The 8,710-nt window shown below is 64.7% G+C and carries 6 protein-coding genes; 3 read left to right on the top strand and 3 right to left on the bottom strand.

Features of this window, described 5'->3' with window-relative positions; all coding sequences use genetic code 11:
• Positions 1 to 154: 154 nt before the first annotated feature.
• Both ygfK and ssnA read right to left on the bottom strand, forming a co-directional pair.
• Positions 155 to 3,106 (bottom strand): putative selenate reductase subunit YgfK, encoded by a 2,952-nt coding sequence (ygfK, locus tag QZS21_RS01265; RefSeq protein ID WP_295579275.1) that lies wholly within the window; start codon positions 3,104 to 3,106, stop codon positions 155 to 157.
• Between the two features lie 64 nt (positions 3,107 to 3,170).
• Positions 3,171 to 4,505: a putative aminohydrolase SsnA gene (gene ssnA / locus QZS21_RS01260; RefSeq protein WP_295579273.1), complete on the bottom strand. Its 1,335-nt coding sequence runs from the start codon at positions 4,503 to 4,505 to the stop codon at positions 3,171 to 3,173.
• Positions 4,506 to 4,811: 306 nt separating this feature from the next.
• Between ssnA and QZS21_RS01255 the strand changes: the two genes are divergently transcribed.
• From QZS21_RS01255 to QZS21_RS01245, 3 genes are all read left to right on the top strand, one after another.
• Positions 4,812 to 6,209, top strand: coding sequence for a sodium:alanine symporter family protein (locus QZS21_RS01255; RefSeq protein WP_295579271.1), 1,398 nt, complete (start codon positions 4,812 to 4,814; stop codon positions 6,207 to 6,209).
• A 169-nt stretch (positions 6,210 to 6,378) separates the two neighbouring features.
• Positions 6,379 to 7,038 (top strand): hemolysin III family protein, encoded by a 660-nt coding sequence (locus QZS21_RS01250; protein WP_295579269.1) that lies wholly within the window; start codon positions 6,379 to 6,381, stop codon positions 7,036 to 7,038.
• 14 nt (positions 7,039 to 7,052) lie between these two features.
• A complete protein-coding gene (locus QZS21_RS01245; RefSeq protein WP_295579267.1) occupies positions 7,053 to 7,757 on the top strand; it encodes a hemolysin III family protein in 705 nt (234 codons plus the stop codon).
• 595 nt (positions 7,758 to 8,352) lie between these two features.
• Here QZS21_RS01245 and QZS21_RS01240 read toward each other — a convergent pair.
• Positions 8,353 to 8,652, bottom strand: a complete 300-nt coding sequence (locus tag QZS21_RS01240) for a YciI family protein (RefSeq protein WP_295579265.1) — start codon at positions 8,650 to 8,652, stop codon at positions 8,353 to 8,355.
• Positions 8,653 to 8,710: the final 58 nt, after the last annotated feature.

The following is an 8,710-nucleotide window of genomic DNA, read 5'->3' as shown; positions in this document are numbered from 1 at the left end:
CGCCGGGGAACGCCCCTTTGCGGCTTTGCGGCGTACCCACTGGGGAACGCCTATTTGCCCTTTTGCGGCGCCTGCGGCGGCGGACCGCCGCGGGGCCGTTTCGACAGACGGAGACCGGGGGCGCGATTGCGCCCCCGGTGGTTTTCCGCCGGGCTCAGCCCAGCAGGTAGCGGTATTTCGTCAGGACGGTCAGGATGAGAACCTCGATGTCCGGCGGCAGGTCGTTGGGCTGGTCCAGATCCACGTTCTGCACCTTGCCCTGGAGGCGGACCAGCACCTTGTTTCCGCCCAGCGGCAGGAAACCGGCGTTTTTCTCGCTCTCGGAGAAACCGTTGCCGTCCAGGAACAGGGTGAATTTGTCCCGGTAGGGGGCGGAGTCGTAGGGGCAGAACACGGCGCAGTTGCCGCACTCGTTGCACATCCGGTCCACGTGGAGGATCTGGCGGCGGCCGTCCGGCAGCTCAATGACCACGTTGGCCCGGTTGGGGCACACGTCGACGCAGACCTCGCACACCGTGTTGCAGGAGAGGCACCGGTCCCCCTCGCACTTGGCGGAGCGGCAGAGGGTGCCCTTCTTGGCCAGGGCCGCCTCCCGGGAGGGCCGGGCCTCCTCGGGGATGGAGAATCGGTGGGCCGCGCCGATGACGGCGTTGGCGAAGCCCTGGGCGTCGGCGATGCCCTCCACCACCGTGGCGGGGCCCCGCATGGCGTCGCCGCCGGCGTAGACACCGGGGAGGTTGGTCTGGAAATCGGGGATGCCCCGCTGGTCCACCTGGATGCCGTTTCGGGTGAAGAGGTCGCTGTCCACCCGCTCGCCCACGGCGGAGAGCACGGTGTCGCAGTCGATGGAGACGTACTCGCCGGTGGGCTCCGGCGTCCGGCGGCCCCGGGCGTCCGGCGCCCCCAGGCGCATGGTTTCGCACACCAGCTTGCCGTCCTTCTGCTCCACAGGAGCCACCAGCTCCAAAAAGCGGACGCCGTCCCGCATGGCCAGCTCCAGCTCCTCGGCGTCGGCGGGCATGTACTTCCGGCTGCGGCGGTAGACCAGGGTGGAGGACTTGGCCCCCGCCCGCAGGGCCGCCCGGGCGGCGTCCATGGCGGTGTTGCCGCCGCCCACCACTGCCACGTGGCCCAGGGGCACCTCCGCGCCGGCCTTCAGGTCCTTCAGCCAGCCGATGACGGGCACCACGTTGCCGGGGATGTCCAGCTTTCCCGCCTTCCAGGCGCCCACGGCGAAGAGAATATGGGTGTAGCCCTGGGCCTTCAGCTCCGCCACGGAGGGACCCTCCGTGTGCAGGCGGACCTCCGCCCCCATCCGCTCCATCAGGGCGATGTCCCTGTCGATGGCCGCATCGCTGATGCGGAAGGCGGGGATCACCTGGCGGACGATGCCGCCCAGGCTGCCGGAGCGCTCGAAGAGGGTGACGGGGATGCCCGCCCGGCCCAGGAAGTAGGCGGCGGCGATGCCGGTGGGACCGCCGCCGATGACGGCCGCCTTCACGGTGCCGCCGGCGGGGACGGGAGGCCGCATGCCGGACAGGAGGGCGTCGTACCCCCGCTCCGCCGCCACCAGCTTGGTGGAGCGGATCTGGACGGACTCCTCATAGAAATTCCGAGTGCACTTGGTCTGGCAGCGGTGGGCGCAGATGGTGCCGGTGATGAAGGGCAGGGGGTTTTTCTCCGTGATGAGCCGGAGGGCGTCGGCGTACCGCCCCTTGCGGCACAGCTCGATGTACTCCGGAATGTCCTGCTGGATGGGGCAGCCGCCCTTGCAGGGGGCGGTGTAGCAGTCCAGCAGGGGCACCTTCTCATAGAGCTTGCGCCGGGGCAGGGGCTTGACGGCCTTCACGTGGCCGGGGTCGGTGCGGGCCGCCCGGGCCAGGGCCTCGATCCCCTCCACGTCCACCCCGGTAAAGGGCTGGAAGGGCTGGCGGTCCAGGAGGTCGCCGATCTGGGTGAAGCGCTGGTAGCCGCCGGGCTTGAGCTCCGTGGTGGCCATGGTGATGGGCCAGATGCCGCAGGCGAACAGCTCGCCGATGTTGAAGGCGTCGGCGCCGCCGGCGTAGGAGATGCGGAGCCTGCCGTCAAACTCCCGGGCCAGCCGGGCGGCCATGGCGGTGGTGAGGGGGAAGAGGGACTTGCCCGCCATGTACATCTCCTCGCTGGGCAGCTCCCCGGCCTTCACGTCCACGGGGAAGGTGTTGGAGAGCTTCAGCCCGAACTCCAGGCCCTGGGCCCGGGCCAGCACCAGGAGGCGGCGGAACATGGGCACCGCGTCGCCGTACTGGAGGTCCTCCCGGAAGTGGTGCTCGTCGAAGGCGATGTAGTCGTAGCCCATGCCGTCCAGAATGGAGCGGGCGGTGTCGTAGCCCAGGAGGGTGGGGTTGCACTTGACGAAGGTGTGGAGGTGCTTTTTCTCCAGCAGGTAGCCGGCGATGCGCTCAATCTCCTCCGGCGGGCAGCCGTGGAGGGTGGACACCGTGACGGAGCCGGAGACCCGGGGGGAGATGGCGTCGATATAGGCGGCCTCGCTGGGGAAGAACTCCTTCATCACCCGCAGGCACTCTTGGAAGACGGGGGTGGCGGAGGCGTCGGCCATGCCGTTGAGGAAGCCATCGATCTTCTCCCCCTGGATGCCCGCCAGGTCGTAGCCCACGCTCATATTGAAGACGAAGCCCTCCGGGTTGCCCAGGCCGTAGACCTTGGAGAGGAGCTTGAGGGCGCACCACGCCTTTACGTACTCCTCAAAGGCCTGCTGGACGGTGAGCTCCGTGGACCACTCGCAGTTGTAGCACTCGTCCTCCGCCAGAATGCAGGGGCGGTTGATGCAGGCGGCCAGCTCCGCGCCGTCCATCTTCTGGACGGTTTTCAGCTCGAAGAACCGGGCGCCGGCGAAGTAGCCCGCCACGATGTTCTGGGCCAGCTGGGTGTTGGGCCCGGCGGCGGGGCCGAAGGGGGTCTCGATGGTCTCGCCGAAGATGGGCAGCTTTTTCACACCTGCCCGGTAGGGCCGGTGGACCCCGAAGACGGCGCCCTCCCGCCGGTACTCCGTGGTGATCCAGTTCAGCAGCTCCCGGAAGGGGATGGGGGTCATCAGTTCAGACATGGGGCGAATCCTCCTTGTAAGTATGAGTCGGGAGAGCGGCGGGGGAGGGATCCCCCTTTCGCCCTCAGGGGTTCAGCCGGTTCCAGAGCTTGGTGGAGACCTCCAGAATGTGGGCGTTGACGGCCTCCTCGTCGATGTCCGTCAGCTGGCGGTCCCGCATCAGGACCCTGCCGCCCACCATGGTGGTCTGGCACTGGCGGCCGGTCATGCCGAAGAGCATGTGGCCGTCGATGTTGGCGTCGGAGAAGGGGGTGAAGGGCTTGTAGTCCATCACGATGACGTCCGCCGCCGCGCCGGGCTTCAGCACCCCCAGAGTGGGGAAGCCGCAGCGGGCCGCCATTTTGGCGTTGTTTTGGAAGAGCATCCCCGTCACCTCCTGCCAGCCCACGCCGGGGAGGCAGGCGTTGTGCCGCTGGGCGCACAGGGCCACCTTGAGGCTCTCCAGCATGTCGTTGGTGTAGGCGTCGGTGCCCAGGCCGATGAGAATGCCCCGCTGGTAGAGCTGGAGCACCGGGGAGATGCCCACGGCATTGCCCATGTTGCTCTCCGGGTTGTTGACGCACATGGTGTTTGTAGCCCGGATGAGCTCCATCTCGGCGGTGTTCACGTGGATGCAGTGGCCCAGGATGGTCTTCTCCCCCAGAATGCCGTGGTCCTGGAGCCGCTGGACCGGGCGGCGGCCGTAGGTCTGGAGGCTGTCGTACACGTCGTTCATGCCCTCGGAGACGTGGATGTGGTAGCCCACCCGGCCGCCGTTGGCGGCGGCCATCCGCTCGAAGGTCTTGTCCGAGATGGTGAAGAGGGCGTGGCCGCCGAACATGGGCTTGAGCATGTCGCTGGGGTTTTTCTCGCACCAGTCGATGAAGTCCCGGTTCTCCTGGACGGCCTGGATCGACTTCTCCTCCCCGTCCCGGTCGCTGACCTCGTAGCACAGGCTGGCCCGCACCCCCATCTCCCGGGTCACCTCCGCGATCTGCATGAGGGAGCCGGGGATTTCACAGAAGGAGGCGTGGTGGTCGAAGAGGGTGGTGACGCCCTGCTTGATGCTGTCCATCACCAGGGCCTGGGCGGAGGCCCGGGTGGCCGCCAGGTCTAGGTGGCGGTCGATGTACCACCACTGGCCGTCCAGCACCTCGTAGAAATTGGTGGGGGCGAAGCCGCGGATGCTGAGGCCCCGGGCCAGGGCGGAGTAGATGTGGGTGTGGGCGTTGATGAGGCCGGGCATGATGACGCCGCCGCGGGCGTCCACAAACTCCGCCTGGGGGTACTTAGCCCGCAATTCTTCGGTGGCGCCCACCTCCAGGATGGCGCCGCCGTCGGTGACCACGCCGCCGTCGGGCAGGTAGCCGGGGCCGGCGGGGTCCCGGGTGATGACTTTGCCGTTTGCCAGTAGGATCATATCAAAAACCTCCTTGTGTTGGTCTCCCGGAGATAAAGAAAAGGCGTCTCAAACCGGCAATGGCTTGAAACACCTATCGACGGCAAAGGAAGACAGGTGTCAGCCCGTGCGCGCAGCACTTCGTTCCAGCCATCCATCTTTGCTTATGGCTTTATTGTACCGGATGGGGGGCTGAATTGCAAGAAGGCGGTCTGAAAAATTTTTTGCCTGATTTTGTACAGAACGCCGGAGGAGGGGGGAATTGACAAAAGGGCATATCCTTTGGTATTCTGGACAGGCTTTATTTGAAATGGAAAGGGATTGCTTATGCTGGCAAACATCATCTCCACCCTGAGCGATTGGCTCTACACCTATGTGCTGGTGGCCCTACTGCTGGCGGCGGGGCTGTATTTCACCCTCCGCACCCGCTTTGTGCAGGTGCGGCTCTTCGTCGAGGCCTTTCGGGTCCTGCGGGAGAAGACCCACGGGGACGGCGTGTCCTCCTTCCAGGCGCTGATGATCTCCACCGCCTCCCGGGTGGGCACCGGCAACATCGCCGGGGTGTCCATCGCCATCTGCGTGGGCGGCGTGGGGGCGGTGTTCTGGATGTGGGTGGTGGCCCTGTTGGGCGGCGCCTCCGCCTTCATCGAGAGCACCCTGGCCCAGATTTACAAGGTCCGCGACGGCCAGGGGGGCAGCCGGGGCGGCCCCGCCTATTACATCGAGCGGGTGCTGGGCAGCCGGAAGGTGGCGGCGGCCTTCTCCGTGTGCCTGCTGCTGACCTATCTGGTGGGCTTCAACATGGTGGCCTCCTACAACCTGATGGACGCCTTCTCCGGCTACGCCTTCTTCACCGAGGGCGCCCCCACGGTGGTGGGGGCGGTGCTGGCGGCGGTCACGGCGGTGTGCATCTTCGGCGGCGGGAAGCGGCTCTCCCGGGTGACGGGGGTGCTGGTGCCGCTGATGGGCGGGGCCTACGTGCTGGTGGCCTTGGGAATGACCCTGGCGCATATCCAGTTGGTGCCGGGGGTGCTGGCGGCCATCTTCCAAAACGCCTTCGACTTCCAGGCCATCTTCGGCGGCTTCACCGGCTCCGCCATGATGCACGGCATCAAGCGGGGGCTGTTCTCCAACGAGGCGGGTGTGGGCTCCGCCCCCAACGCGGCGGCGGCTGCGTCGGTGTCCCACCCGGTGAAGCAGGGGCTGGCCCAGATGCTCTCCGTGTTTTTGGACACCCTGGTGATCTGCACCGCCACCGCCTTTTTGTGCCTGTGCTCCGGCGTGGCGCCGGACCCGGCCCTCAAGGGTGTGCCCTACGTCCAGGCGGCTCTGGCGGGGACCTTCGGCGAGGCCGGGCACTGGTTCATCACCGTCACCACGCTGCTCTTCGCCTTCACCACCATCCTGGGTAACTACTATTACTGCGAGAGCAACCTCCAGTACCTGCTGCGCCGGGACGCCCGGCGGTGGGAGATGGCGGTGTTCCGGCTGGTGGCGGCGGCCATCGTGTTCCAGGGAGCACGGATGGACTTCTCCCTGGTGTGGGACACGGCGGACGTGACCATGGGCCTCATGGCCCTGATCAACCTGCCCGCCATTTTGCTGCTGGCAAAGCCCGCCCTGCTGGCGCTGGAGGATTACACGCGCCAGAAGCGGCTGGGGCGGGACCCGGTGTTCCGGGCGGCGGACATCGGACTCCGGGACCGGACGGAATTTTGGAATTGACAAAGGAGGGCGCCGAGGCGCCCTCCTTTTTTGGCAAATTTTCCAGGGATACGGCGCCGAAATTTTACAAAAGATACTTGAAAAACGATGCGACATCGTGTAATATAGTTTCACAAACTATATTACAAGGTAATTGCATACCGTAAGCTGCAATCAAGGAGAGGACTTCATGCGGAACTTTTTCACCCACGCCCAGGACCCGGTGAGCTGCGGGACCCACGCCATCGGCGCGGCGGCGGCCTTTGGCGGCGGCGTGCTGTTTTTGATCCGGGCGGTGCGGGACGGGGCGCCGGTGGTGGCCCTGGCCGCCGCCATGTGCTTTTGCCTGTCTATGGTGGCGCTGTACGCCGCCAGCGCCCTCTACCACTTCTATCCGGGGGACGCCGACAGCGGCGGCGTGAAGCTGCGGCTGCGGAAGCTGGACCACAGCATGATCTACGTGCTGATTGCCGGGAGCTACACCCCCTTTTCCCTGGTGCTGCTGCCCCGGCCCAAAGGGCTGTGGTTCTGCCTGGCGCTGTGGGCGGTGGCCATTGCGGGGACGCTGGTGAAACTGCTGTGGATGCATGCGCCCCGGGTGCTGTCCACTGCGGCCTATCTGGCCATGGGCTGGGCGGTGCTGTTCGTGTGGCGGGACTTTGCGGCCCTGAGCCGGCCCTGTCTGCTGCTGGTGACCCTGGGGGGCGTGTGCTACTCCGTGGGGGCCGTGATCTATGCCGTGAAACGGCCCAATCTGTCGGCGGAGTGGACCTTTCACGAGCTGTTCCACCTGTTGATCCTGGCGGGCTCCTTTTTTCACTATCTGGCCGTGTACTTCTGCGTACTGTAAAAGAGAGGGTATCTATGGAAGCTGCAATTTCTTCGAGACAATATGCCGCCCTGCGGGCCAAGGTGGTCCGGCGGGCCAGAACCCGGGCGCTGAACGAGCCGCCCCGGCTGACGGTGGGGGAGGAGGCCTTCAACGCCGCCAGCCACGGGGCGGGAGCCCTGCTGGGCGCGGCGGCCATGGCGGCGCTGCTGGGGAAGTCCCAGGGGCCGCTGGAGGTGCTGGCCGCCTGGGTGTACGGCGTCAGCATGATCTTCATGATGCTGGCCAGCTGCGTGTACCACGCCATGCCCGCCGGCTCTAAGGCCAAGCGGGTGCTGCGGCGGTTTGACTACACCTCCATCTACCTGCTCATCGGCGGCACCTTCGCCCCCATTTTGCTGGTCTACGTGGGGGGCGCCCTGGGTGTGGCGCTGTTCTGCTTGCAGTGGGGGGTCATCCTCTTCGGCGTGACTATGGTGGCGGTGTTCGGCCCGGGCCGCTGGCGGCCGCTGCACTTCACGCTGTATTTCCTCATCGGCTGGAGCGGGCTGCTGTTTTTGCCGGACTTCTACCGCAACGACCTGCCGCTGCTGTCCTTCATCCTGCTGGGCGGGCTGGTCTACACCCTGGGGATGATTCCCTTCGCCCGGAAGGGGAAGTACAACCACTGCATCTGGCACGTCTTCGTGCTGGCCGCCGCGGCCCTCCAGTGGGTGGGCGTCTATACGCGCATCTACTGAGGCCGCCGGGCAAGCGTCCGCGGCGCTTATTCGGGGAGGCCGGGGCCCGCTGAGCGGCTCATGCACCTGTGGGCCGGAACCGTGCGCTGGCTGCTCCGCCGTGAGGCGCCGGGCGGCTGCTTGGACAGGCCGAGGGGGCCGGGAACTTCTGTTCCCGGCCCCCTTTTGTCTTCCAAAATCCTCCGCCGGAGCGGTTTTACCCCTGCTTCCGCCGGGCAATCTGGGGCATGGCGGCCCCAAAGAAACACAGGGCGGCGGCAGCCCACGCCGAAGAATGCCCCAGAAATCCGGCGGCGCCGAAACAGAGCGCGGGGAGGTACCACAAAAAGCAGCCTTTTTCACACCGATTCCCCCCGCTCCGACATCCGTTTTTTGTCCATGATAGCACAGGAGGAGCGGACATGCAATCGGGTGTATTTGAAGTCCCTGTTGCAGATATGTGTAGCGATCAGGTGCGGCGAACCGGTCCTATGTCGCAATAGCCCCAAAATCCCTACACTGAAGATGTGTCGTGATTTTGGGGCTATTATTGCGCCTGATACCCAATAAGGCGTACTTAAATCAGCCAGACAAACCAGAAGTTGATTGTATTCTATTAGAGCAGATAATTGTTATCCCGATTTGCAACAAAAAAATCTATCAGTTTATATGTTGCATATCCCCCAGCAACCAATGGCTCACTATCACAAAGTTCCTTTGCTTCCTCACGGCTTTCTACTTTTAAGATATACATACCTGCCACCCCTGGATAACCTTTAAACACGCCGCAGATTTCCAGCTTATTCTCATCATCTAATTTTTTTATGTTTGCAACGTGTTCTTCTACCACTTTCTTTGTGATTCTATTGTAGGTCTTACTTTTCTCAATCATCATCATATACATTGATTTTTCCATATTCCAATCTCCTTTCGATTTGTCGAGTACGCCTTTTCTGCCAAAAAGGCGTACTTTA

The organism is uncultured Oscillibacter sp., from assembly GCF_900544955.1.
Taxonomy (GTDB): domain Bacteria; phylum Bacillota; class Clostridia; order Oscillospirales; family Oscillospiraceae; genus Oscillibacter.
This window is presented reverse-complemented; position numbering and strand designations above follow the sequence as displayed.

Bases quoted from the DNA above. Each gene is read 5' to 3' on its own strand.
- QZS21_RS01250 (WP_295579269.1), top strand. From the start codon at position 6,379: ATGCGGAACTTTTTCACCCACGCCCAGGACCCGGTGAGCTGCGGGACC.
- QZS21_RS01245 (WP_295579267.1), top strand. From the start codon at position 7,053: ATGGAAGCTGCAATTTCTTCGAGACAATATGCCGCCCTGCGGGCCAAG.
- ssnA (WP_295579273.1), bottom strand. From the start codon at position 4,505: ATGATCCTACTGGCAAACGGCAAAGTCATCACCCGGGACCCCGCCGGC.
- ygfK (WP_295579275.1), bottom strand. From the start codon at position 3,106: ATGTCTGAACTGATGACCCCCATCCCCTTCCGGGAGCTGCTGAACTGG.
- QZS21_RS01240 (WP_295579265.1), bottom strand. From the start codon at position 8,652: ATGGAAAAATCAATGTATATGATGATGATTGAGAAAAGTAAGACCTAC.
- QZS21_RS01255 (WP_295579271.1), top strand. From the start codon at position 4,812: ATGCTGGCAAACATCATCTCCACCCTGAGCGATTGGCTCTACACCTAT.